This window comes from Vibrio sp. LQ2 (genome assembly GCF_023920125.1).
Classification (GTDB): domain Bacteria; phylum Pseudomonadota; class Gammaproteobacteria; order Enterobacterales; family Vibrionaceae; genus Vibrio; species Vibrio fluvialis.
In genome coordinates this window covers 1,002,800-1,027,913 of sequence record NZ_CP085308.1, presented here as the reverse complement: position 1 = coordinate 1,027,913, position 25,114 = coordinate 1,002,800, and the positions used below count along the sequence as shown (strand labels likewise).

Here is a 25,114-nt window from a genome sequence, read left to right as displayed (position 1 = left end):
CTTATCAATAGATGTGCTAAGGTTAGTAGTATCTCTGCAAACGGAATTGCGCCATGCCTGCATTGTCAAAGCACTTTACGATTCGGTGGGAGCGGGTGCTGGATACCAGCTCTCGTTACGTGCTCAGCTCAATGCATGCCATTCGGGAAAGCATGGTGTGGCTCATTCCGTGTTTAATGCTCTCTTCGTTTGCGCTTTTGCTCGCCAGTATGGGCGAGTTGTTGCTAGGTAATCGACCGACTTGGGTTCAAGTCCTCTATCAAACCAACCAAGTGGTCGCGGACTTTTTCCCTTACTTGATGACGGCGACGATTGCGTATGTGCTGGCGATGCAGTGGCGTTTGCCGCGTCCGCCGATGGCGTTGCTGGCGATCGTTTATCTGGTGATGGCGTCCGCTATGACCCATTCTGGCACCACCCTGATCACCTTCCATATTATTCTGGCTATTATTACTCCGCTCTATATCACCCCGTTGATGGCGAAACTGATGGCAATCAATGCCTTGAAAATGACTTCATCCGACAGCGCTGGTTCGATTGTCCGTGAATCACTGAATATGGTGATTCCTGCCATTGTGGTGGCATTCGTGGTCATGGCGTTTAACAGTCTGTTCCTTACGGCGGTATCGGATATCTCGTTGGACAAGCTGATGCTGATGGATTATGCCAATGATCCTTATGTCTTCGGGCTGACGTTCGCTTCGCTCAATTCTCTACTGTGGTTTTTCGGCATCCATGGTTATTACGCCTTGTTGCCGATGGTCGACATGTTGCAGGAAGCGAGCAATCTCAGCTACTCCACTATGATGGCAGGCGGGATTGCACCTTATCCGATGAACCTGTCGTTTATGGGGTCGTTTGTGTTTATTGGCGGTAGTGGTTCGACACTGTCACTAGTGTTGGCGTTGCTGCTGTTTGCTAAACAGCGCACCTTGCGTCTGATTGCAATGGCGAGCGTACCGATTGCTCTGATCAACGTGAATGAGATTCTGCTGTTTGGCCTGCCGATCATTTACAACCCGCGTCTGCTGCTGCCATTTGTCCTCACTCCATTGGTCAATGTATTGCTGGGACTCGGAGCCGTGCAGATGGGGTGGGTGACTGCGCCGAGTGTCTCCGTGCCGTTTAACAGTCCAATTTTGTTTAATGCCTGGGTTGCTACTGATGGTGACTGGAATGCGGTGCTGCTCCAGTTGTTCAATGTGCTGGTGGGCTGCTCAATTTATTTTCCGGCCGTGCGGCGCATGAACCAGATTTACAGCGCGAGCGAAATCAAAATCTCTTCACTCAACACCACGTATATGCGTCGTCAGGAAGAGGCGCAGGTTCTCAAAGACGATCCGATTCTGATGGCGCAGCAAAAGGAGCGTGAACTGGAAACCGTCGAACAGCAACTGCTGGGTATCAGTAGCCAAGAGTTTTGTCTGGAATACCAGCCGCAGGTCGAGCCGATATCCGGGCGAGTGACGGGCTGCGAAGCGCTGATTCGTGCGATGGATGAAAGTGGCCAGATGCAGTATCCCGGCGCCTTTTTACCCTGGCTAGAAAAGGCTGGGCTGATGAAAGAGATGGACCTGTGGGTGTTTCGCCGGGCAGCAAGAGACATAGAACGTTGGAATCGTTTAGGTGTGATGGTGCCAGTGAGCATCAATATTACGCCGGAAACCTTGATGGATGAGGCGTGTATGGAAACCATCGCTTCACTCATCGAGCCTCTGAGCGGTCAAATCGATATCGAGATCACCGAGGCGTCACTGCTGGCGGACGAGCAGTCGCTGATGATGGCGTTTAACCAACTGCATCAGCTCGGGGTGAAAATCCATATCGACGATTTCGGCACCGGCTATTCGTCATTGAGCTATCTTAACCGCTTCGACATTGACACCATCAAGATTGACCGTTCATTTGTGCTGGCTTTAGACAATCCCAAAGGGCGCAAGGTGTTTGCCAGTTTGCAGTCGGTCGCGCATGCACTCGATCTGGCGGTTATCGTTGAAGGGGTGGAAACCAGGCAGCAGTTGGATGCGATTAAGGCCAACGGCGCACTCTCTATTCAGGGGTGGTACTACGCCAAGTCATTGCCTGCCGAGCGTTTTATTGATTTCATCAACGTCAGTCCGGTGAAATCCAGTCAGAACAAGCCGAGCTGAGGGGCGCTGATCTGTTCAAACTGTCGGCCAATGAACGGCAAAATCGCATCGGCGACCGGTTTAAGCTGTTTATCGATATAGTGCTGATAATCGATCGGGCTTTTCATGTACTCTTTCGGCTCTGGGCCGTTGACGGTAATACAGTACTCAATTAGGCCGCGGTTCTGGTATTGCAGCGGACGGCCAAGACGGGCATTCATATCGTCCGCCATGCGTGCCGCGCGCACCTGTGGTGGTACATTTTTCTGGTATTCGTGGAGTTTGCGGCGCAGGCGCTTCTGATACACCAACTCGCTATCGTATTCCCCAGTCAGCGTGGCTTCCACCGTGGTACGAATGTAGTCGTCCGGATTCTCGCCGTGGAAAATCATCCAGTACAACTGATGTTGAAAACGTTGCGCGAGTGGTGTCCAGTCTGTCCGGGCGCTTTCCAATCCTTTGAACACCATGCGCTCTTTGTCGCCTTCTCCGATCAAACCTGCGTAGCGCTTTTTCGAACCGGTTTCCGCGCCGCGAATGGTCGGCATCAGAAACTTGCGATAGTGGGTCTCGTACTCGAGCTCCAGAATGGAGGTCAGCGCGTATTGCTGCTGGAGATGATCGGTCCACCACTGGTTGATATACTGAACCAGCGCGCGCCCTATCGTGTCAGCATCTTGCTGGGAATGTTCGCGTCCGAGCGAAACAAATGTCGAGTCGGTATCGCCGTATATGACTTGATAGCCCTGCGCTTCAATCAGTTGTTTGGTTTGTTTCATGATCTCATGCCCGCGCATGGTAATACTCGAAGCCAAACGGGTATCAAAGAAGCGACACCCCGATGAACCGAGCACACCATAAAACGAGTTCATGATGATTTTGATCGCTTGAGAAAAGGCTTTCTCATTGTTCTTTTTCGCTACATCGCGCGCCGCCCACAAGGTTTCGATCATCTGAGGCAGGAAATGTCTGCTGCGGTGGAACTGACCGCCGCGAAAACCCGGCACAGCTTGGTCGGGCGCGTTGCCAATCGGGATCTGCAAACCTTCAATCAACCCCATTGGGTCAATCAGAAATGAGCGGATAATCGATGGATACAGGCTTTTGAAATCGAGCACCAGTACGGAATCATATAAGCCGGGAACGGAATCCATCACATAGCCGCCGGGGCTGGCGAGCCAATCTTCCGAATGCAGATTCGGCGCGATGTAACCTGCGCGATGCAGCTGCGGCAGGTAAAGGTTCGTGAAAGCCGCCACCGAGCCTCCGACGCGATCCAGTTCAACGCCAGTCAGGCGCGAACGTTCAATGGCGAAATCCAACAGATGCGTGTGAGTGAAAATCTTATTCACCAGCACACAGTCCTGCAGGTTGTATTTCGCCAGTGACGGTTTATCGTGACGGTACATGCGGTTGATTTCGTCCATCCGGTCATGCGCGTTGTGAATCTCTTTGCCTTCACCCAATAGTTCACGAGATACAGACTCCAGCGACCAGGAGCGAAAATGGTAGGTCGCCGTTTTGAGCGTATCGATGCCATCGAGCACCACACGACCTGGAATGGTGATGAATCCCTGCTGAGTCTGACTGGCACTGCGGAAAAAACTTGGTTGTTTTCCTCGCCCGAGCATGAGCTTCATCTTGTGCCATTCAGCGCGTTTGTGCAGCAGGCGGAAGTCAAAATCGATGACGTTCCAACCGATAATTACATCGGGATCGAAACGTTCAAACCAGTCAACCATAGCATTGAGCAGCGCATACTCATCTTCCACCCATTGCATTGGGGTGTCGGCTTGCTGCGGATCGCCAATCATGATCACGCGGCTGTCCATCGGGCTGTCTAAGCCGATGGAGTAGAGAATGCCTTTTTCCGAACACTCGAGATCCAGCGATACCACTTTCAGTGACGGCAGATAATCCCCCTGACGGCATTTAGCCTGACGCACCTGGCGATAGTCCGTGTGAGTGGTGACCTGACCAGTAAATTCGACGCTGCCTTTGACAAAACGCTCCATCAGGTAGCGATCAGCGAGACGAATATCCGCTTCCAGCGTCAGCAGTTGCGCTTGTTCCAAATGGCCAGCCAATGCTTGTGCATGTTGAATCAGCGTGCAGTAACAGGCCGCCAGCGGTTCCTGATCGAAAGACTTTAGCTCTAGCGGGCGAATGTCAACGTTCAACTGATGTTGCTTGGCGATGGATTGCGCGGCTTCGATATCCTGCTGAAGAATAAAGAACACGGGGTGCTCGCCGCGAACGATCAGCTGCGCCGGGCCTTCATCCGTGGCTAACCAGAGTTCAATCTGTGTCTGCCCCTGGATATCCCGAGCTTGTCTGGTTAATAAAAAGCCTTGCTGAATACTCAAATCGCCGATCCGTTACTGATATTTAAAACACACTGTTGTGCTGAGCGCAGACTATATCAAAATTCTGAAACTCAGTTGATTAAAGCGGGGAATATCTGTTGTACATGCATGATTATTAGTCATGTTGCTCGCTTATTATTCACTGGTGAATTTTACCAATTCATTGAAATTAATATAATTTCTATTCAGTATCTGATCCCGTTCAAAATAATGGCAGCTTGAGATAAACCACTCGAAAAGGGTTTGATATAATTCTTAACCTGTTGATTTATTAATCGATTCTCAATGCGTGACAGCAAGCGAAAATAAGTGCTTGCTAAAGTTTCCGTTTGAGCACATATTCAGGATAAGAAATTATTCTGAATTTTAGTTAGACTAGGCAGCCATGCTGCTATCCACTACCTCGGTGGGTGCAGAGCCAATAAATAAGTGTGGAGATACAAGTTTGATAAGTGTTTTCCTTGTAGATGATCACGAGCTGGTTCGCACAGGGATACGACGTATTATTGAAGACGTCCGTGGAATGAACGTAGCAGGGGAAGCTGATAGCGGTGAAGAAGCAGTAAAATGGTGTCGCAACCATCATGCTGACGTCGTACTGATGGATATGAACATGCCGGGCATTGGTGGCCTGGAAGCAACGAAGAAGATTCTTCGTTTCAATCCTGACGTGAAAATCATCGTGTTAACCGTTCATACAGAGAACCCGTTCCCGACCAAAGTTATGCAGGCCGGAGCGGCAGGCTATTTGACCAAAGGTGCCGCGCCAGATGAAATGGTGAACGCCATTCGTGTCGTGCACAGTGGTCAACGCTATATTTCTCCGGAAATTGCCCAGCAAATGGCGTTAAGCCAATTTTCACCAGCCTCAGAAAATCCATTTGCTGACTTGTCCGAGCGTGAGCTTCAGATCATGCTGATGATCACCAAAGGACAGAAAGTAACCGATATTTCAGAGCAATTGAATTTGAGTCCTAAAACGGTCAACAGTTACCGTTATCGACTGTTTGCTAAGCTAGACATCAGTGGTGATGTGGAACTGACGCATCTGGCGATTCGACACGGGATGCTCGACACTGAGAAGTTATAGTGTCCTCGTTTGATTCAATCTCCTTTCTGAAAACAGTAACCAATCAGCCCGGTGTGTACCGCATGTACAATACCGAGGCTGAGGTTATTTATGTCGGTAAAGCCAAAGATCTCAAGAAGCGCCTCTCCAGTTATTTTCGTAAGAAGATAGATAGCGAGAAGACACGCGCTTTGGTCAGTCACATTGATAAGATCGATGTGACGGTCACGCACACCGAAACTGAAGCACTGATCCTTGAGCACAACTACATCAAGCAGTATTTGCCGAAATACAACGTGCTGCTGCGTGATGACAAATCCTATCCGTACATTTTCATCAGTGGACATCGCCATCCAAGATTGTCTATGCATCGAGGGGCGAAGAAACGCAAAGGCGAATATTTTGGCCCGTATCCGGACTCCGGGGCGGTGCGTGAAACGCTGCATCTGATTCAGAAAAGTTTTCCGGTTCGTCAATGTGAAGATACGGTATACAGTAACCGGACTCGTCCGTGCCTGATGTATCAGATTGGTCGCTGTGCAGGCCCTTGCGTCAGTACCATCATTTCCGATGACGATTACGCTGAGTTGGTGAATTATGTGCGCCTGTTCTTACAGGGCAAAGATAAGCAAGTGCTGGAAATTCTCATCGAAAAGATGGAAAAAGCCAGTATGACGCTGCGATTTGAAGATGCGGCGAAGTTCCGTGATCAGATTCAGGCCATTCGCCGCGTTCAGGAGCAGCAGTTCGTTTCTGAAGACAGCATGGACGACATGGATGTGTTAGGTTTCGCGCAGGAAAAGGGCATCGCTTGTATCCACATCCTGATGATTCGTCAGGGCAAAGTGCTCGGCAGTCGCAGCCATTTTCCTAAAATTCCGCAAAACACTTCTCAGGAGGAAGTGTTTGAGAGTTTCCTCAGCCAGTATTATCTCAGCCACAATGAAGCGCGCACGATTCCAAGCCGCATTATTTTGAATGAAGGTTTGCTGGTGGATGCGAAACCGATGCAGGATGCGCTGGCTCAGCTGACAGGCAGAAAAGTCACCTTCCATGTCAATCCGACGGGTACGCGCGGACGTTATCTCAAACTGTCGAATACCAACGCTTTGACTGCCATCACAACTAAGATTAATCATAAGATGACCATCAACCAACGTTTCAAAGCGTTGCAGGATGAGTTGAGTATTGAAAACATCCTGCGTATGGAGTGTTTCGATATTTCGCACACCATGGGTGAGAGTACGATCGCATCCTGTGTGGTGTTTAATCAAGAAGGCCCGGTCAAACAAGAATATCGCCGTTATAACATTACGGGGATTACTGGTGGTGATGACTATGCAGCGATGGGGCAGGTGTTGGAAAGACGTTACGGTAAACAGCTTGATGTCGACAAAATTCCGGACATTATCTTCATCGATGGCGGTAAAGGTCAGCTCAATCGTGCCCATGAAATCATGACACAATGTTGGCAGGATTGGCCAAAACGCCCACGATTAATTGGTATTGCCAAAGGGGTGACACGTAAGCCTGGTCTGGAAACACTGATCACCACTGACGGAGATGAGTTCCATTTGCCAAGTGATGCGCCTGCACTGCACCTGATTCAGCATATTCGTGATGAAAGTCATAACCATGCTATTGCTGGCCACCGAGCAAAACGCGGTAAAACGCGTCGTACCAGCGCGTTGGAAGGTATTGAAGGGGTCGGGCCAAAACGTCGTCAGGCGTTACTCAAATACATGGGTGGTTTGCAAGAACTCAAGCGGGCGACTGTAGAAGAAATCGCCAAAGTGCCGGGCATCAGTCATTCTTTGGCAGAAATCATTTATCAAACATTGAAACAATAAGAAAAATACCGCACCATAAACGCGCAGTCGATAAGAGCCTAAAAATATGCGTTTTAACATTCCCAATATTCTGTCTTTACTACGACTTTTCCTGATTCCGGTCTTTGTCGTATGTTTCTATCTACCATACAACTGGGCTCCGTTCGCAGCAGCGATGGTGTTCTGGGTAGCTGGCTTTACTGACTGGCTGGATGGGATGTTAGCTCGCAAGCTTGGTCAAACATCGCGTTTTGGTGCGTTTATCGATCCGGTTGCAGATAAAGTGCTGGTTGCCACCGCGCTGATTCTGATCACCGAGTACTACCACAACATCTGGATCACCATTCCGGCGGTGACCATGATTGCGCGCGAAATTATTATCTCAGCGCTGCGTGAGTGGATGGCCGAAATTGGTAAACGAGCCAGTGTAGCCGTGTCCTGGATTGGCAAAGTAAAAACGCTGACGCAGATGTTCGCTCTGTGGGTGCTGATTTGGCGCTACGATGATTGGATGATTTGGCTTGGCTACGCTTCGATTTATGTTGCGACGATCCTGACTTACTGGTCGATGGTGCAATATCTGGCGGCGGCGAAAGACGACTTACTCAGCGAAGAACATCAATGAAGAAACGGGCGACAGCCCGTTTTTTTATGTTGGTCGACAGAGTGATAAAGTGAGACGGAGCAGGAATGGTAAACTCGCTGTCTGACTTTAGTTATCTTGCGGAAAACATGAGCTTTTTTGCGACTAAATTGACCAAAGCAAAGCTTTTTGAATGTAAAATAGACAAACGATTTAAAATCAAAAAAATTGTGTTGACTCATTTTGCCGATTCCGTAGAATGCATCCCGTACTCAAGAGGAATGCGCAGTTAGTGCAGTCCAAATGAGTGTCAGAGGCGCGTTGGCAGAGTGGCCATGCAGCGGATTGCAAATCCGTGGACCTCGGTTCGACTCCGGGACGCGCCTCCATTTGCGACACTAGCTCAGTTGGTAGAGCGCAACCTTGCCAAGGTTGAGGTCACGAGTTCGAACCTCGTGTGTCGCTCCAAATTAAAGTGATGTGGCCAGAGTTGGTCGTGTTACTAAAAATTCAAGTATCCGATATCGATGCTTAGATGGTAAAACCATCGCAACAAATTAGCGTGCCCTGGTGGTGAAATCGGTAGACACAAGGGATTTAAAATCCCTCGACTTTCGAGTCGTGCCGGTTCAAGTCCGGCCCGGGGCACCATATATCTACTCTGTGTAGAACATGCGACACTAGCTCAGTTGGTAGAGCGCAACCTTGCCAAGGTTGAGGTCACGAGTTCGAACCTCGTGTGTCGCTCCAAATAAGAAAAACCCGATCAAATATGGTCGGGTTTTTTGCTATCTGGCACATGCGAAGAGGGCGAACCTCGTGCCCAAGCTGGTCGCGTCGCTCCAAATAAAAGAAGCCCGATCAGAAATGGTCGGGCTTTTTGCTACCAAAAATTTGTCATCTGACGTTTGTCATAGGGTTTTCTACTCACGGCAACCTTACGGCTTTAGGCGATAAATATTGCCGCTGTCGGTGGAGAAGTAGATCCAGTCATCGGGTGAACGGCGAATATCGCGAATGCGTTCTCCCAAGGACTCCAGTAAGCGGGTTTCATCACTGGCGCTCTGATTATCATCTAAGGTAATCACATTAATGTGCGTGAGTTTGAGTGCACCAGTCAGTAACTTACCGTTGAGCTCGGGATAACGCTTGCCTCGATAGAGCAACAACCCGCTTGGTGCAATTGAGGGAATGTAGACTTTCCTTGGCGATTCTATCCCATCCGCCTCTTCACTATCGCCAACGGACACGGGGCCCCAATACTCCTTGCCATAAGATGTATTTGGCCAGCCGTAGTTGGCCCCTTTTCGAATCAGGTTAATTTCATCTCCGCCTCGCGGGCCATGTTCGATTTCCCACAACGTTTTGGTTGGCGTGTCGTAGAACAACCCTTGTGGGTTACGGTGACCAAAACTCCAGATTTGCGCCTGTGCGTTGGCTCTTCCCGCAAACGGGTTATCGTCTGGAGTCGTGCCGTCGAGATTTAAACGTAACACGCTACCGGCGTGGGTTTGGAGACTCTGCCCGTTTGGTCGTATTCCGCGATCGCCGACAGTGAAATAAAGATGCGTCGCATCAAATGCTATTCGGCTGCCAAAGTGACGGGTGGTGTTGGAGTTCGACACGGTGACCAGCAGATCTTGCCATTTGGTGACGACTTTTCCATCCCAGTGAGCCATGGCAAGCGTGGTATCTGTTTCTGCGCCATTTCTCTTACTGTAGGTAAAGTAAAATACAGTGGGGTCGACAGGGGAGAGCGCGATATCGAGCAGACCGCCTTGCCCGTTGGCCGAAACAGAATCGACTTTCAATACGGACTGTTTAGACTGTGTGCTCAAGTCGACCAGCACGATATCACCGTTGCGCTCTGTGACGAGCAGTTGAGTGGTGGAAACAAAGGTCATTCCCCAGGGAACGAGTAAACCACTCATGACTTTTTCTGCCTCATATGAAGCGGCGTTAAAACTGAAAAGCCACAACAGGCAAAACAATAAGCGGGTCATGATGGCATCCTTACTTACTCACTGAATAATAAAGACAGTTTAGCAGTGTTTATAAAATCGTCAGTTTGAACGATGGGGTACTCGATACCTGTCCTTACACTTTGGTCTAGTTACTGTATTTTTTGGAATAAAGATCTCTAATTACGATGCTAATGTATCTTCATGTTTTGCAAGAAAAATTAGCTGATTTTATGTCTATTCTCACGATATCTGGCTGCCAATGCGTCAAGTTGAGCTTGATAAACTCTGCTTTGGTTCACAACCTATTGATCTTGTGTATGTCATAGTCCATGTATTTAGTGTGGTTTATGCACATAGAACATCAGAATATTCAGCGTGGACTTTTCTCGATATGAAATCATTCCTATGGGATCGCTATTTTGAAACGGGCATCGACGATGTTGATGAGCAGCACCAGTATTTGGTGGGGTTTATCAACAAGTACGGTGAGCTGCTGGCAGAAAACAGCATGTCATTGCAGGATGTGCGCTTGGCGCTGTTTGAATTGTCACGCTATGCGGAATTTCATTTCAAGGAAGAAGAGCAACTGATGCGCAATGCGGGTATCGCAGAAGCGCACTTGAGCGAACACATCAAAGTCCATCGTACATTCATGGCGGAAATTTTCAGCATGCAAGCTTTTCTCAGTGATACTGATGACAGACCGGCGGTGCAATTACTGGAATTCCTGATCCATTGGCTTGCATACCATATTCTCGGCATTGATCAGAATATGGCCCGTCAGGTCAAAGCGATTGAAAACGGTCTGTCTCCTCAGCAGGCCTATGAGCGCGAGGAGCGCGAACGCGACAGTGCTACAGAACCATTACTGAATGCGCTGAATGGATTGTTTGAACAAGTCTCTGAGCGTAACCGTGAACTGGTCAAGCTTAATCAGTCGCTGGAAGAGAAAGTCCATGAACGTACCCAACAGTTAATGAAGGCCAATCAGAAGCTGGAAGCATTATCGATGACCGATAGCCTGACCGCCTTACCAAACCGGCGTAAAGCTTTGTGTCAGCTTGAAGCATATTGGAAAGAGTCAATGCAGTTAGGGGCACCATTGGTATGTATCATGATCGATGCAGACTATTTCAAGCAAGTTAACGACAGTTGCGGGCATGATGCGGGCGATAGAGTGCTGGTGGAACTGGCGCATACGCTACAACATGCGTTTCGCAGCGACGATTTGGTGTGCCGCCTCGGCGGTGACGAATTTCTGGTGATTTGTCCCAATACAGATTTGGAAGGTGGGTTGCACATTGCAGAGCTCACCCGTCAGCAGGTCAATAATCTGTTAGTCCCGACAGGCATGGAACCTTGGCGCGGTAGCATCAGTGTGGGGGTCGCGGAATCTCACGGTTTTATGAATGACCACCATGAGCTGATCAAACTGGCCGACACTGCGGTTTATCGCGCCAAAAAAGCAGGCAAAAACCGCGTTTGTATCGCTCAGTTTGATGAGGAAATCAGCGCGGAACCTAACGCCAACTTAGCCTGAAAATCCCGTTGAAGATGAGTAAAGCAGAGTTCGCGAAACCAGCGATGCTCATCGTCATTCTGAAATTTGGCATGCCACAGCAGGTAGTAATTATGGGTTGCGAGCTCAAATGGCGCGCTTAGTACCGCTAGCGGGTAATGTTTGGCGTATTGTGCCGCGATATGCAGCGGTACCGTCACCAGACATTCCGTACCAATCACCGTTTCTAATGCCAGACGCAGCGACGGCAAGGTGGCGAAAACGCGCCTTTGTTTTTTGTGCTGGCGGAACAGATTATCCACCTGGCGGCTCTCTTCATGTAATCCGCTGACCAGAATGTGTCTGGCCGCAAAGTAATGCTCCAGTGAAACCCCCTTAATCGCGATATCGTTTTGCTCACAGCAGCAGATCACGTAGTGATCACTGGCGAGTTTTTTTCCATACAGGTTTTCCGGTACGTTCACGGCCAGTGTGCCCAGCAGATCGACGTCGGTTTCTCCCAATTCACTCAGGGATGCGTTCTGCCACAACGAGGTCTGAATACCTGCCTGAGGTGCCTTCTCATACAGTTCTGAGCAGAGCGCAGGCAGAATATCCATTGAGACAAAGCTATTGAAAGCAAGACGAAATGACCGTTCGCAGTGCTGAATGTTTACCTGCGGAGGTAGGTAGAGTTGGTCAAGTTGAAACAACAATGCTGGCAGACGTTCTTTCAACTGCTCGCCACGTTGTGTCAGGGTAAACTGCTGACCATCGCGGATCAAAATGGGATCCTGGAACTCTTCGCGTATCAGGCGCAGTGCTTTACTCATTGCGGGCTGAGTCACGTTCAGCCTGCGCGCGGCATCCGTCAGGTTACGGGTTTCGAGCAGCGCCATGAGCGCAGGCAGCAGTTTGTAATTGTTCATCGATTCCTCAGAGCTGTTTGAGCATCCACACATCACAGCCGTTGTGCTCGGTACCCGGCATGGGCGCAGGTAAATGTTCAAAGCCCAGGTTTTCATACAAGCGCACCGCAGTGCTCATGTTGGACAGCGTATCGAGGTAACACTGAGCAAAACCTTGTTGCTTGGCAAAGGCGAGACACTGTTGCGCCAGCGCTTTACCGAGGCCGTGTCCGCGACTTTCAGGCAGCAGAAACAGCTTCTTCAGTTCACACACTGAATCGCTGCCATTGAATGGTGCGATGCCACCGCCACCGACGACTTTGCCATTCAATGTCGCCAGCCAATAACCACTGCGATCTTGTGGTAGGTAATGCTCGCTCATCGCCAGTACTTCAGCGTCCGACGGGCCAAAGCCGTCACCAATTGCGCCAAATTCGGCGCCCACTTTTTTAATGATATCGCAGATGGTTTGGTCATATTCCGCGCTGATGGGCAGGATGTGGGGTTGCATGTCGACCTCGATAAATGGTTGAGAATGAGTCTTTACCATACGTGGTGATAAGTATAAACAGAAATCAAAATTATCACTAACAGGCATAACCAAAAGTGATGATCAATGAAAATAGTTCTCAGCAATAAATCTGGCTGTTTAACAATTAAACGAAAGCGCATTTTCCTCGTGCTGAAAGTGTGATTCAGACCGATTTCAATTTGGCTTTGACAGCAGCTTTAGTTACTATGTACAGCTATTTGAAAAACCCCAAGAATCCCTTACGGTCAGCCTTATCGGCCCCCAAAAGGGCACCAAGGTAACCCTTTCGGGCTCCTTAAGGAAACTGCTCATCAGCAGACGAGGAAACGATGCAACATCTACAAGAGATTATTGCTAACGCGACCGCAGCCATCAACGCTGCAGAGTCGTTAGTCGCACTGGATGAAGTGCGTGTTCAGTACCTGGGCAAAAAAGGTGAGCTGACCGCTCAACTACAAAGCCTGGGCAAGCTTCCACCAGAAGAGCGCCGTACCGCTGGTCAGGAAATTAACGTCGCAAAAGAAACGGTTCAAAAAGCCATTGCTGCGCGTAAGGACAGCCTACAACGTGCAGAGCTGGAAGCGAAGCTGGCGGCAGAAACTATCGACGTGACCCTACCTGGTCGTCGTATCGAGAACGGTGGTCTGCACCCAGTAACCCGCACAATCGAGCGTATTGAAAGCTTCTTTGGTGAACTGGGCTTTACCGTTGAGTCTGGTCCTGAAATCGAAGACGATTTCCATAACTTCGATGCTCTGAACATCGCAGATGATCACCCAGCGCGTACTGACCACGATACCTTCTTCTTTAATCCAAAGTTGATGCTGCGTACTCACACGTCTGGCGTACAGATTCGTACCATGGAAGAGAACCAGCCACCGCTGCGTTTCATCGCTCCTGGCCGTGTTTATCGTAACGACTACGACCAAACGCACACGCCAATGTTCCATCAGGTGGAAGGCATGCTGGTTGACGAAAACGTGAACTTTGCGCAGCTGAAAGGCATTCTGCACGACTTCCTGTGCAACTTCTTTGAAGAAGATCTGGAAGTGCGTTTCCGTCCGTCTTACTTCCCATTCACTGAGCCTTCAGCCGAAGTGGACGTGAAAGGTAAGAATGGTAAATGGCTGGAAGTACTGGGCTGCGGTATGGTGCATCCAAATGTGCTGCGCAGTGTTGGTATCGACCCTGAAAAATACTCTGGTTTCGCATTCGGTATGGGCGTAGAGCGTCTTACCATGCTTCGTTACGGTGTGAACGACCTGCGTGCGTTCTTCGAAAACGATCTTCGTTTCCTAAAACAGTTCAAGTAATCCAGAGGTTTAATCACAATGAAATTCAGCGAATCTTGGCTTCGTGAGTGGGTTAACCCAGCGGTTACCACTGGCGAGCTTACTCACCAAATTACTATGGCCGGCTTGGAAGTTGACGATGTCCTTCCTGTAGCGGGTACTTTTACTGGCGTTAAAGTTGGTCACGTTGTGGAATGTGGTCAGCACCCAGATGCAGACAAACTGCGTGTGACAAAAGTGGATGTGGGCGAAGAAGAACTGCTCGACATCGTGTGTGGCGCGCCAAACTGCCGTCAGGGCCTGAAAGTCGCGGTTGCGACGGTTGGCGCTGTTTTGCCAGGCGATTTCAAAATCAAGAAAGCGAAGCTACGTGGCCAGCCTTCTCACGGCATGCTGTGTTCATTCTCTGAACTGGGTATTGATGTCGAATCAAGCGGCATCATGGAGCTGGCGGAAGATGCCGTTATCGGTACGGATTTCCGTGAATTCCTGGCTCTGGATGACGTCACTATTGATGTAGACCTGACGTCAAACCGCGCGGACTGTTTCAGCCTGCGTGGTATGGCTCGTGAAGTGGGCGTACTTAACCGTGCCGATGTGGCTGAGCCTTCGGTTGCACCAGTTGCACCGGCAATCGATGCCACCCTTTCTATTGAAGTCAAAGCGCCAGCGGCGTGTCCTCGCTACTTGGGTCGTATTGTTAAGAACGTGAACGTTCAGGCACAAACTCCACTTTGGATGCAAGAGAAGCTGCGTCGCTGTGGTATTCGTTCTATCGACCCGGTTGTCGACATCACGAACTATGTGATGCTGGAACAAGGCCAACCAATGCACGCGTTTGATCTGGCGAAGATCGACGGTGGTATTGTGGTGCGCCTGGCAGAGCAGGGCGAGAAATTGACCCTGTTGGATGGCAGCGAAGCAGAACTGAACGCCGACACACTGATCATTGCAGACCACAACAAAGCGCTGGCGATTGCGGGTATCTTTGGTGGCGAGCACTCGGGCGTGAGCACTGAAACCAAAGATGTGCTGCTAGAATGTGCATTCTTCGCTCCGGATCATATCCGTGGCCGCGCACGCAGCTACGGTCTGCACACCGATTCTTCAATGCGTTTTGAACGTGGTGTGGACTACGCACTGCAATTTGCTGCGATGGAACGTGCAACTCAGCTTCTGATCGACATCTGTGGTGGTGAAGTTGCGCCAGTGGTTGCGGCTGAATCTGATGCCGATCTGCCAAAACCGAACACCGTGGCTTTGCGCCGCACTAAACTGGACAACCTGCTGGGTCACCACATCGCGGATGCGGACGTGGTTGAAATCCTGCAACGTCTGGGTATGACCGTTGAAACTACTGCGGAAGGCTGGACAGCGACAGCGCCAACCTGGCGTTTTGACATCGCAATCGAGCAGGATCTGGTGGAAGAAGTGGGCCGCATCTACGGTTACGACAACATTCCAAACCAGGCGCCAGCGGCTGCGCTGAATATGAACCTGCACAAAGAAGCGAACCTGCCTCTGAAACGCGTTCGTGATCTGCTGGTTGACCGTGGTTACCACGAAGCGATCACATACAGCTTCGTTGAGCCAGAGCAGCAAAAACTGATCGTGCCAGATGTTGAGCCTTTGATTCTGCCAAACCCAATCTCTGCAGATATGTCTGCTATGCGTTTGAGCCTGATTCAAGGTCTGCTGAACACGGTGGTTCATAACCAAAAACGTCAGCAACCACGTGTTCGTCTGTTCGAACAAGGTCTGCGTTTCATTCCGGATCAAGCGGCTGAAAACGGCATGCGTCAAGAGCCAATTCTGGCGGGTGTGATTTCGGGTACTCGCGGTGAAGAGCACTGGAACCTGGAAACAGCAACGGTGGATTTCTTCGACCTGAAAGGTGATGTCGAAGCGATTCTGGAACTGACGGCCAACGGCAAAGCGTACAGCTTCGCGGCGGCAAAACATCCAGCGCTACACCCTGGCCAGTCAGCAGCGATTGTTCTGGACGGCAAAGAGATCGGTGTGATCGGTACGGTTCACCCTGAGCTTGAACGTAAATTTGGTCTGAACGGTCGTACTATCGTGTTTGAAATCGAATGGTCGGCAATCAATACCAAAGTGATTCCTGAAGCGGTCGCACTGTCTAAGTTCCCTTCAAACCGTCGTGATATCGCGGTTGTGGTAGACGATGCAGTGGCGTCTGGTGACATCGTTAACGCGTGTCTGGAGCAGGGCGGCGAGTTCCTGAAAGACGCTAAACTGTTCGACGTTTACGTTGGCAAAGGCGTTGAAGATGGTAAGAAGAGCCTGGCAATTGCCCTGACTCTGCAATCCGCAGAACGCACGCTGGAAGATGCCGATATCGCCGGTGCGGTTGAAGCGATTGTTGCTCACGTATCAGCGAAATTTGGCGCAACACTGCGCGACTGATTGTTGTCATTGAGTGTGAAAAAGCAGGCTTGAGAGCCTGCTTTTTTTACGCCTGCAATTTTGCTATGAAGTGACAAGTTTGGCATGTATCCTGAGCAACCGCCTGATTTACAGATAAATTTAAAAAATTTTTTTGGCGTAACGAAAAATTTTTCCTACGCTGTAATTAGAGAGAACCTCTGAGTATTTTAAAGAAAGTGGTATAAGTAACTAAAATGTCAGTAGTTTTTCTTTTAATATGAAGACAAATTTTGCTTCTAAGCGCGGGATATGCGCCTCTTTTTACCGTTAGACTTTGTTTAGTCTCAATAAAAAAGTTGGCGAAAATCATAAGCTTGGCATACACTTTTCAGGTAAAGCCGATATGTCGTTGATTGGCTAAGCAAAAATTGCTTTGGTGCTGTCACTGCGCAGCAAGGTTTAACATAGCTTTGAGGGAAGTTTTATGGCGCTCACAAAGGCCGATTTGGCTGAGAACCTGTTTGAAAAACTAGGGTTTAGTAAACGGGATGCCAAGGAAACGGTTGAAGTGTTTTTTGAAGAAATTCGTAAAGCACTCGAAGGTGGCGAACAGGTAAAACTCTCCGGTTTTGGTAATTTTGATCTGCGAGACAAAAACGAGCGTCCGGGTCGAAATCCAAAAACGGGTGAAGATATTCCTATCACCGCTCGACGTGTCGTAACGTTCCGCCCAGGGCAAAAACTAAAAGCCCGAGTCGAGAACATTAAAAAGTCGTAAAAAGACCGAGCATTAGACCACGCTTTCGCGTGGTCTTTTCATATTTGGCTTATGCTGCCTGGATGTGTGTGGTGATGTAAGGCTGCCAAGCCTGCTGGTAAAGGTTTTGCGACTCGCGACGAATCTGCTTAATCTTCGCGACTTCCCAATCATTGAGTGCTCGCTGTTCGCGTCCTGCGTTGCGCTCAATCTTCTGAATTTGCTCATAAAGATCATGTTCCGGACCGCTTTTCACATCGGCAATCGCTTTAAGGTGAAACTGCACTTCTGCGATGATGCCTGTTTTAGGCAGTTGGACCAGTACGTTCAGATCACGATAGCCTGAGTCTGCGGGAGACTTGAAGCGGTTTTTCACCTTAAGAACGGTCGCTTCGCGGCTCAGCGCCTCATAGGCATCAACCAGACTCGGGACGTCGTTGGCAATGATGGTCGCGCGGGCCAGGTCGGTAATGCGCTCTGGCTGACCGTTAAGCTCCAGTTCAATTTTTTCTGCCGCGCGATGCTGTGATTTAACGCCGGCAAAGTAGGCTTGGGTGGACGTTAGCAGGGCCGTACTTTTACACAGTGTTTCCAGTTCGCACTGCGCTTGGTGGGCTTTACTGTAGAGTACGTCAAAATCCTGATAAGGCTGGAGAACGCTATTTTGCGTGGTTTGAATGCCGTAAAGGCCGCTGAGGCTGTGTTTGAAAAGCTTAGAACTGACTTGATTTTGTGACTCGCCCCGATCTTCTCTTGGTGACGTGTCTAATGGCAGAGCAGCCGCAAAAGCAGGCGCTCTGCTCAGAACCAGAAGCATCAGTGCCGTTGTTCGTAGGAATAGGCTCATTCACTCTCCTTAGCTTGCGTTGTTAGGTCAAAAGTGGCAATCAGAAGGCCCATAACAGAGTGCAAACAAAGAAATCTCTTCAATAAAGAGGTTGGGTTGAAATCGTAAAACTCAATCGCATCCCAACATCAAATGTGCAGAGTGTGTATTCCATCACATTACAATGCTCGACTATTCAGACTGTTAGCAGGATAAACAGTTCCTTTTGCGAGTGTAACCAAGTGTGTATTTCACAAAACTCTGACCGAGTGATAAAAACTGGCTACCGATTTTAAGCAGAATTCGGTACCCTAGCGCGCTCACATGACTTCAGAGATGAACAATGAAAGATCCAGAATTTTGGCACGCCAAATGGGCCTCCAACCAGATTGGTTTCCACCTGACCGATGTGAATACATTATTGACTGACCACTGGCACGCAACTCAGCCAAAACGCGAAGACAGAGTGTTTGTGCCGCTGTGTGGCAAAAGCGAAGATCTTGTTTGGTTAGCAGAGAAACACAATGATGTTCAGGGGGTTGAACTCAGCCCGATTGCCGTGCGCGCCTTTTTTGCTGAACACTTCTATACTCCAACAGTAACGCAGATTAGTAGTTTGCATGAGCTGTATCAGTTTGATGAGCTGTCAATTTACACCGGGGATTACTTTACCGCGCCACTGCAGACCGTAGATATTGTGTACGATCGTGCGGCACTGATTGCATTACCTGAAGAGATGCGGGCTGATTATGTGGAGCGCTTGAAGCAGTTGCTTAACCCAGGTGCCCGCATTCTTCTGGTGACACTTGATTACGATCAGCAAGAATTAAGTGGTCCTCCATTTAGTGTTGGAGAAGCGGAGATCCAGCGTCTATTTCACGGATTTTCGGTTCGCCGCTTGGTGCGCGACGAAGCGAATGCACAGCATCCCAAACGCGCTCAAAAAGGGCTCAGTCGCTTTGCAGAAGAAGTGTGGTTGATTGAGAGCTGATCCATTCTGTTGCCAATGGAGTAAATGGTCTAATCAGGGATTGCAAAGGTGCCGATTTGCTGTACGATACGGCACCTTTTCGCTAGGTTGAAAAATAAGCGGCACGCCAAGAATGCTGCGCATTATCTCAAACATTCCGATTTTATCGAGCCGGCCAGTAATACCATGAGGTCCTAGTATGTTTCTTTTTAGCCGCCGTAAACAAGAACAAGACAATAACACTCAACTCGAGGCTATGCGCTCTGCCAGCATGGTACTCAATGCCATCAAAAATAATGTGCCGTATATTGAATTTTCCAGTGATGGCCGAATTCTGACCGCAAATGAACAATTTCTCAGCGCGATGGGTTATACGCTCGAAGAAGTGCAGGGCCAGCATCATCGCATGTTTTGCGATAAACAGTTGACGTCATCCACCTCATATCAGAACTTTTGGCGCGATCTTGCACAGGGTAAACCACAACATGGGACGTTTCGTCGAGTGTGCAAAGATGGCCGTGACATTTGGATCGAAGCCACATACGTTCCGGTCGTCGATGAGCTGGGTAAAGTATCCAAAGTTGTGAAAGTGGCCAGCGATGTCACGGAAGAGAAGCTACAGCTCGACAGTCAAGCCGCCATTTTTGAAGCCCTGAAAACCTCACTGGCGTACATTGAGTTCACACCACAAGGGCAAATCATTAACGCCAATGACAATTTCTGTCGTTGCGTTGGCTATAAGCTGCGCGAGATTCAGGGGCAACATCACCGTATGTTTTGCAGCGAGGAGTTTTTACGGAGCCATGCTGATTTTTGGCCGTCATTGGCCCGCGGTGAATTCAAGTCGGGGTTATTTGAGCGCCGCAATCGTAATGGCGACGTTATCTGGCTGGAAGCAACCTATAATCCAATCCGAGATCAGAATGGCAAAGTTGTTCGCGTCGTGAAATTTGCCAGCGAGATTACCGCGCGAATTCACCATTTGCAGGCGATTCAACAAGCGTCCAAGGTGGCGCAGCGTACCTCGTTGGACACGCTGGATATCGCGAACGATGGAGCAAAAACACTCGATCTCGCAACTGATGTGGCAAATCAGATAGACAGCTCGGTGGAACAGGCGTCGTCTCTGATGGAGAAACTGACCGCGCAGTCGCAGCAAATCGCACAGATTGTGACTACGATTTCAACCATTGCCGACCAAACCAATCTGCTGGCGCTGAATGCGGCGATTGAAGCCGCGAGAGCCGGCGAATATGGGCGTGGTTTTGCGGTCGTGGCTGATGAAGTGCGTAAACTGGCGGCGAATACCTCTCACGCGACAGATGAAATTGGCAACATCGTTAAACGTAACAGCGAATTGACTCAGGTTTCTGAACAAACCATGACGGAAATTCAGCGCAAAGTGATTGAGTGCAATCAGCAATTGCAATCGACCCAGGCCCTGATTGACGAGATTCGTCATGGTGCACAAAACGTCGCCGATACGGTGAGCCAACTGGTTAACGATTAAAAAAAGCGCGCTCAACGGCGCGCTTTTTGTATCTTGGTAAGATTCAATCAGTAGTGAATCTTAACGGCCTTGGCGCATTCAATCGCGCGATCCGTTGCTTCTGTCGTGGTTTTTCCGCGCGACAGCGCGACACCAAGACGACGGCGACCGTTGATTTCAGGTTTACCGAACAGGCGGATTTGCGAGTGCGGAACGCTCAGTGCATCGTCTAAACCTGAGAATTGAATATCCGTTGACGTACCCTGGCCCAGAATTGCGGCGGAGGCAGAAGGACCATACTGCGTGATTTCGCCGATGGGTAAGCCAGTAAAGGCACGTACGTGCAGAGCAAATTCAGAGATGTCCTGAGAAATCAGCGTCACCATACCCGTGTCGTGTGGGCGAGGAGAGACTTCGTTGAAGATGACTTGATCGCCTTTAACAAACAACTCAACACCAAACAGACCATTGCCGCCGAGCGCGTTGACGATTTGTTCGGCCACGTATTCTGCAGCTTTAAGTGCATTTTCAGACATCACTTGTGGCTGCCATGATTCGCGGTAATCACCATCTTCCTGACGGTGACCGATTGGCGCGCAGAAGTGTACGCCATCCACTGCACGAACGGTAAGTAGCGTAATTTCGTAGTCAAAATCGATAAAGCCTTCGACAATCACACGACCAGCGCCAGTGCGGCCACCTTCTTGCGCGTACTGCCATGCTTTTTCAATATCCTGTTCGGTTTTAATGACGCTCTGACCTTTGCCCGAAGAGCTCATAACCGGTTTACATACGCAAGGAATGCCGACGAACTCGACCGCTGCGACAAAATCTTGGTAGTTATCAGCAAACCGATAAGGGGAAGTTGGGAGTGAGAGCTCTTCTGACGCGAGACGACGAATGCCTTCACGGTTCATGGTCAGACGGGTAGCGTTGGCGGTGGGTACCACATTTAGTCCCTGAGCTTCCAGTTCCACCAGTTTGCTGGTCGCAATCGCTTCAATTTCCGGCACGACATAGTGCGGTTTTTCTAGATCAATTACCTGTTGCAGTGCCTCGGCATCCAGCATATCGAATACATGGCTGCGATGCGCAACCTGCATGGCAGGTGCATTTGCGTAGCGGTCACAGGCAATAACTTCCAGACCGAGGCGCTGACATTCAATCGCCACTTCTTTACCGAGTTCACCAGAGCCAAGTAACAGTACACGTTTAGCACTGTCTCGAGTAGCAGTCCCCAACATAGAGCGAAAATCCTTATAGTTATGCATCGATTCCCAGCATCAGTGGAATACTGGGAATAACCTTAGTAAAAACAGCGGCAATCATACTGGAATTACCCAGAAAAGCAAACGTTTGCGCAAGGTTGGCTTACACTCGGATTTAGCGCATGGCAAAATGTTCGGAATGGAAGTTCTGTTGCGATAACCCCATGTTAATCAGATGATTTTTCAGGCTTGATCCAAATCCGACCGGACCACAGAAGCTGACACTGGCCTCCGCGAGATTGAGGCGTTCAGCCACCCGCTCTGCACACAAAAATTCGTTATGGCTGGCCGTGAAAACATGCAGATTGACATTAGGCAGTTTGCTGACGAACAGTTCCAGCAGCTTGACGAAATATTGCTGTTTGTCGTTATCACGGCAGTAAAACAGTTCAATATGACGACCAGATGAATGCGGCAGTTGTGTCAGGTGCTGTAACCAGGCGACAAAAGGCACAATCCCGATTCCGGCACCAATCCACACTTGCTGAGCGTCCGATGGAATTTGGAAACGGCCGTAACCACCTTCCAATGTCACCTGACGCCCCTCGTTCAATTGATTAAACAGTTGGTGGGTGTAATCACCGAGATCCTTGATCGCAAAGTCAGCTTGTTGAGTAAATGGGTCATACTTCAACACGGAAAACGGGTGAGGCGCTTCGCCATCATGAAAATCCAGATACGCAAACTGACCCGCTTTGTAATTGAGCGGTTCATCCAGTGTGATGCCGATGTGCAGCACGCGATAGTTGCTGCTTTCGTCCGTTACCTGTTTCACCATGGTCACTTGACCTGTGACTTTACGACGACGACCAATTTGTCCGCTGAGAGAGAGCACTGCGCACAGTGAACCGATCACAGCGCAAATCCAAACGATGATGTTCAGCGCTGACGCACTCAGTTGATAGTCCAGAACGGTTACGGAGTGGAATGCACCAGCAAGGAAAATCGCGCCAGCAAGCTTGTGCGTGAAACGGAATTTGCGGTAGCTGATCGCCTGAATCAGGCTGATGGCAACGAAAGCGACGAACACATAAAAGGTGTACTCACCGACCATTTTTCCCCAGTGCATCCAGTTGATGCCGTCGGCAGCCTGCCCCAAACGGGCACGGCGTTGAGGCGGGTCCAGTAATCCAAGGCTGACCAACCATTTAGGGGATTCAATGATCACCCAGTGTGACACCAGCGCAACTAACGCACCGATCCCCATCTGCTTGTGGATCGCGTAGCCCTTATCAAGCCCGTTTACGTACTCTTCTACTTTTGGTAAACGCATCGCCAGCACCATCGACACGGCCATGTAAGCAAACCCGATCGCGCCAGTCAGTAGTGTGAGCTGATGACGCCAGTAGAAGAAGTTCGCGTCCGGTTCCCAGGTAAACAAAACATTCGGCAACCATAACAAACTGACAATTAAGGCAATTTTTTTCATGTTCTAATTCCTTTCATTAACTATGGGTATAGCTTAGATCTGTCAATGAAAAGACGAAATCGACTTTATCTTGTTTTACCTGGGTTGACCTATCTTTACATTCCGCCCCCTTCCAGCGACAGGGCAAAAATCAGCAATAGCGGCAGGGTAAACAGGCAGAGAAAATTGCCGAACAGAACCATCGAAGCCACATTGGTGGGCTCAATGTGAAAACGCTCTGCAAACAGATAGTTCATCACTGCCGGAGGAAGCATAGTAAACAGCACCATCATTTGCAGCTGCATGGTGGGCAGTGGAATGAAGAAGTAGATGAGAGCAAAGGCCACGGCGCCAGTGGTGAGTGATTGGGCGGTGGAGATTAACCCAACCCGCAAGCCCGCAAGACGCATATTGGTCATTTGTGACCCTAACGACAGCAGCATGACAGGCACTGCGGCCTGACCGAGTAGTGCGGTCGCTTCATAGAGCGGTTTCCAGACAGGGGTTCCGGATAAGTTAAACAACATGGCAACGACAGTGGCGATAAAGACCGGCGCGGTGAAGATCTGACGAAACGAGCCGCCTTTGCTCAGCAGTGCCAATCCCAGGCTGATATGCAGACAAGCGGAGACCACAAACAGCAATACCGCCGAAGAGAGCGCGGTCTCACCAAATGTGTAGGTAAACAGCGGAATCGCCAGGTTACCGCTATTGCGAAACATATGCAGCGGTGCCCAGGCTTTAAAGTTCCAGCCGCCCAGTTTACAAATCGGGATCATCAGTATTCCGGGAATCAACACTGCGATCAAAGAGGCATAGATCAGCGGTAATTGCGCGGTGTCCAGTGGCATGGTTGCCAAAGATGAGAATACCAGTGCAGGCAAAAACGTATCCATGTTGATGCGATTGATTGGGCGGAAATCGGGTTTAAGCCAGCGGCCGATAGCATAACCTACGCACACCAGTGCCATGACCGGAAAGAGTATACTGACAACCTGTTCAAACATCGGTGTCCTTACCTGAGTTGACGGAACATAAGATGTTCAAATTAGCAGGGTTTTTAGTCAGCGTCACGGCTTCAAGTTGTGTTTCGTGCGGCAAGTGTTGTGCACAGATGCTGTCTTGAAGTACGGGATATCGCCAAAAAGTGCAATCAAAGACAGGGATAAAAATTCGATTAACGGTGTCGCTCAACTAAGCTTTTGATTACTACAACAATAAGGAGTCATCTTATGAAATCGTCCTTGCTGGGATTAGGATTAGGGCTTTTAGTAGTAAGCAGTGCGAGTGTGGCCAGCACCGATAATTTTGACCGTTTTTATATAGGCGTTGGCACGAGTTTTACCGAGCTAGACAGTGATAGTTACGCGATTGTTTCTGACAACAAATCGGACGTGACAGCGATGGGCATCGTGTTTGGTTATCAACCGATTAAGTATTTCGCGGTAGAAGGGCGAGAGCTGTTCCGGGTCTCCAGACATGACGAGGTCTACGACACTCAAGCGTCGTTGCTCGCGCGAGGCATCTTACCCATTCATGAATATTTTAATTTTTACGCTGTTGCAGGGCTAAGTCTGATCGCCAAAGATGGCTATGATGAGCATGGCACAGATTTCACTTACGGCATCGGTATGCGAATCAAAAACCGCACCCCCTTCATATTGGATGTTGAGTATCGTATGTTGTATGACGATTCTTTTGACGGCATCGACATGGAACTCCGTTCCATCAACCTTAACTTTTTGTACGGATTTTAATCTGTGTAGCCCGTCATTTACGGCGGGCTAGTTCGTCCAATTCCATATTTTCAGTGAATAATCTCGCCCATTCTAGGATGG

At 49.5% G+C, this 25,114-nt stretch carries 19 protein-coding genes and 4 tRNA genes; 15 read left to right on the top strand and 8 right to left on the bottom strand.

The features are described from left to right. The first annotated feature begins 53 nt into the window (after positions 1-53). Positions 54-2,150, top strand: a complete 2,097-nt coding sequence (locus tag LGV68_RS04860) for an EAL domain-containing protein (protein ID WP_252536348.1) — start codon at positions 54-56, stop codon at positions 2,148-2,150. On the opposite strand, the gene LGV68_RS04855 is transcribed toward LGV68_RS04860, so the two are convergent. After that, complete coding sequence (locus LGV68_RS04855) at positions 2,132-4,495, bottom strand: DNA polymerase II (protein ID WP_252536347.1); 2,364 nt, start codon at positions 4,493-4,495, stop codon at positions 2,132-2,134. The two genes, LGV68_RS04860 and LGV68_RS04855, sit on opposite strands and share 19 nt — an antisense overlap. Positions 4,496-4,940: 445 nt before the next feature. Here LGV68_RS04855 and uvrY point away from each other — a divergent pair, with 445 nt between their 5' ends. The 7 genes from uvrY (at position 4,941) to LGV68_RS04820 (ending at position 8,726) form a co-directional block, all read left to right on the top strand. Next, positions 4,941-5,585, top strand: a complete 645-nt coding sequence (gene uvrY, locus LGV68_RS04850) for a UvrY/SirA/GacA family response regulator transcription factor (protein WP_024374216.1) — start codon at positions 4,941-4,943, stop codon at positions 5,583-5,585. Further along, positions 5,582-7,414 carry an excinuclease ABC subunit UvrC gene (gene uvrC / locus LGV68_RS04845; protein WP_252536739.1) on the top strand — a complete coding sequence of 611 codons (1,833 nt, stop codon included), beginning with the start codon at positions 5,582-5,584 and terminating at the stop codon, positions 7,412-7,414. The genes uvrY and uvrC overlap by 4 nt, the downstream gene beginning before the upstream one ends. Positions 7,415-7,460: 46 nt before the next feature. Beyond that, a complete protein-coding gene (pgsA, locus tag LGV68_RS04840; protein WP_020327606.1) occupies positions 7,461-8,018 on the top strand; it encodes a CDP-diacylglycerol--glycerol-3-phosphate 3-phosphatidyltransferase in 558 nt (185 codons plus the stop codon). A gap of 273 nt (positions 8,019-8,291) precedes the next feature. Continuing rightward, positions 8,292-8,365: transfer RNA gene (locus LGV68_RS04835), tRNA-Cys, on the top strand. 3 nt (positions 8,366-8,368) lie between these two features. After that, a tRNA-Gly gene (locus LGV68_RS04830) sits at positions 8,369-8,444 on the top strand. Between the two features lie 96 nt (positions 8,445-8,540). Then, a tRNA-Leu gene (locus LGV68_RS04825) sits at positions 8,541-8,627 on the top strand. 23 nt (positions 8,628-8,650) lie between these two features. Further along, a tRNA-Gly gene (locus LGV68_RS04820) sits at positions 8,651-8,726 on the top strand. A gap of 188 nt (positions 8,727-8,914) precedes the next feature. On the opposite strand, the gene LGV68_RS04815 is transcribed toward LGV68_RS04820, so the two are convergent. Then, a complete protein-coding gene (locus LGV68_RS04815) occupies positions 8,915-9,979 on the bottom strand; it encodes a PQQ-dependent sugar dehydrogenase (protein WP_238855747.1) in 1,065 nt (354 codons plus the stop codon). Between the two features lie 352 nt (positions 9,980-10,331). Here LGV68_RS04815 and LGV68_RS04810 point away from each other — a divergent pair, with 352 nt between their 5' ends. Beyond that, entirely contained in the window at positions 10,332-11,480 is a 1,149-nt protein-coding gene (locus tag LGV68_RS04810) for a GGDEF domain-containing protein (protein WP_024374219.1), read from the top strand. Here the strand turns inward: LGV68_RS04810 and LGV68_RS04805 are convergent. Both LGV68_RS04805 and LGV68_RS04800 read right to left on the bottom strand, forming a co-directional pair. After that, entirely contained in the window at positions 11,432-12,367 is a 936-nt protein-coding gene (locus LGV68_RS04805) for a LysR family transcriptional regulator (protein ID WP_222803566.1), read from the bottom strand. The genes LGV68_RS04810 and LGV68_RS04805 overlap by 49 nt on opposite strands. A gap of 7 nt (positions 12,368-12,374) precedes the next feature. Next, on the bottom strand, positions 12,375-12,857 hold the full coding sequence (locus LGV68_RS04800) for a GNAT family N-acetyltransferase (protein WP_024374221.1): 483 nt from the start codon (positions 12,855-12,857) through the stop codon (positions 12,375-12,377). A 350-nt stretch (positions 12,858-13,207) separates the two neighbouring features. Here LGV68_RS04800 and pheS point away from each other — a divergent pair, with 350 nt between their 5' ends. The 3 genes from pheS to ihfA all read left to right on the top strand — a co-directional run bounded on the left by pheS (position 13,208) and on the right by ihfA (position 17,336). Beyond that, the gene (gene pheS / locus LGV68_RS04795; protein ID WP_004726210.1) at positions 13,208-14,191 is read left to right on the top strand and encodes a phenylalanine--tRNA ligase subunit alpha; all 984 of its coding nucleotides are present in this window, start codon (positions 13,208-13,210) and stop codon (positions 14,189-14,191) included. 18 nt (positions 14,192-14,209) lie between these two features. Then, entirely contained in the window at positions 14,210-16,597 is a 2,388-nt protein-coding gene (pheT, locus tag LGV68_RS04790) for a phenylalanine--tRNA ligase subunit beta (RefSeq protein ID WP_061056594.1), read from the top strand. A gap of 445 nt (positions 16,598-17,042) precedes the next feature. Then, complete coding sequence (ihfA, locus tag LGV68_RS04785; protein WP_004726208.1) at positions 17,043-17,336, top strand: integration host factor subunit alpha; 294 nt, start codon at positions 17,043-17,045, stop codon at positions 17,334-17,336. 49 nt (positions 17,337-17,385) lie between these two features. Here the strand turns inward: ihfA and LGV68_RS04780 are convergent, their stop codons facing one another. Beyond that, positions 17,386-18,162 (bottom strand): hypothetical protein, encoded by a 777-nt coding sequence (locus LGV68_RS04780; protein ID WP_020327598.1) that lies wholly within the window; start codon positions 18,160-18,162, stop codon positions 17,386-17,388. Between the two features lie 322 nt (positions 18,163-18,484). Between LGV68_RS04780 and LGV68_RS04775 the strand changes: the two genes are divergently transcribed. Together LGV68_RS04775 and LGV68_RS04770 are read left to right on the top strand one after the other, a co-directional pair. Beyond that, positions 18,485-19,132 carry a thiopurine S-methyltransferase gene (locus LGV68_RS04775; RefSeq protein ID WP_154184508.1) on the top strand — a complete coding sequence of 216 codons (648 nt, stop codon included), beginning with the start codon at positions 18,485-18,487 and terminating at the stop codon, positions 19,130-19,132. Between the two features lie 235 nt (positions 19,133-19,367). Next, positions 19,368-20,621 (top strand): PAS domain-containing methyl-accepting chemotaxis protein, encoded by a 1,254-nt coding sequence (locus LGV68_RS04770; RefSeq protein WP_222763838.1) that lies wholly within the window; start codon positions 19,368-19,370, stop codon positions 20,619-20,621. Positions 20,622-20,668: 47 nt separating this feature from the next. Here the strand turns inward: LGV68_RS04770 and purT are convergent, their stop codons facing one another. The 3 genes from purT to LGV68_RS04755 all read right to left on the bottom strand — a co-directional run bounded on the left by purT (position 20,669) and on the right by LGV68_RS04755 (position 24,283). Next, the gene (gene purT / locus LGV68_RS04765) at positions 20,669-21,844 is read right to left on the bottom strand and encodes a formate-dependent phosphoribosylglycinamide formyltransferase (protein ID WP_222763702.1); all 1,176 of its coding nucleotides are present in this window, start codon (positions 21,842-21,844) and stop codon (positions 20,669-20,671) included. A gap of 139 nt (positions 21,845-21,983) precedes the next feature. Beyond that, on the bottom strand, positions 21,984-23,297 hold the full coding sequence (locus tag LGV68_RS04760) for a ferric reductase-like transmembrane domain-containing protein (protein WP_252536346.1): 1,314 nt from the start codon (positions 23,295-23,297) through the stop codon (positions 21,984-21,986). A gap of 95 nt (positions 23,298-23,392) precedes the next feature. Beyond that, positions 23,393-24,283, bottom strand: a complete 891-nt coding sequence (locus LGV68_RS04755; protein WP_020327593.1) for an AEC family transporter — start codon at positions 24,281-24,283, stop codon at positions 23,393-23,395. Positions 24,284-24,508: 225 nt separating this feature from the next. On the opposite strand from LGV68_RS04755, the gene LGV68_RS04750 reads away from it, so the two are divergent. Then, complete coding sequence (locus tag LGV68_RS04750; protein WP_047458869.1) at positions 24,509-25,033, top strand: outer membrane beta-barrel protein; 525 nt, start codon at positions 24,509-24,511, stop codon at positions 25,031-25,033. The last annotated feature ends 81 nt before the right edge of the window (positions 25,034-25,114 follow it).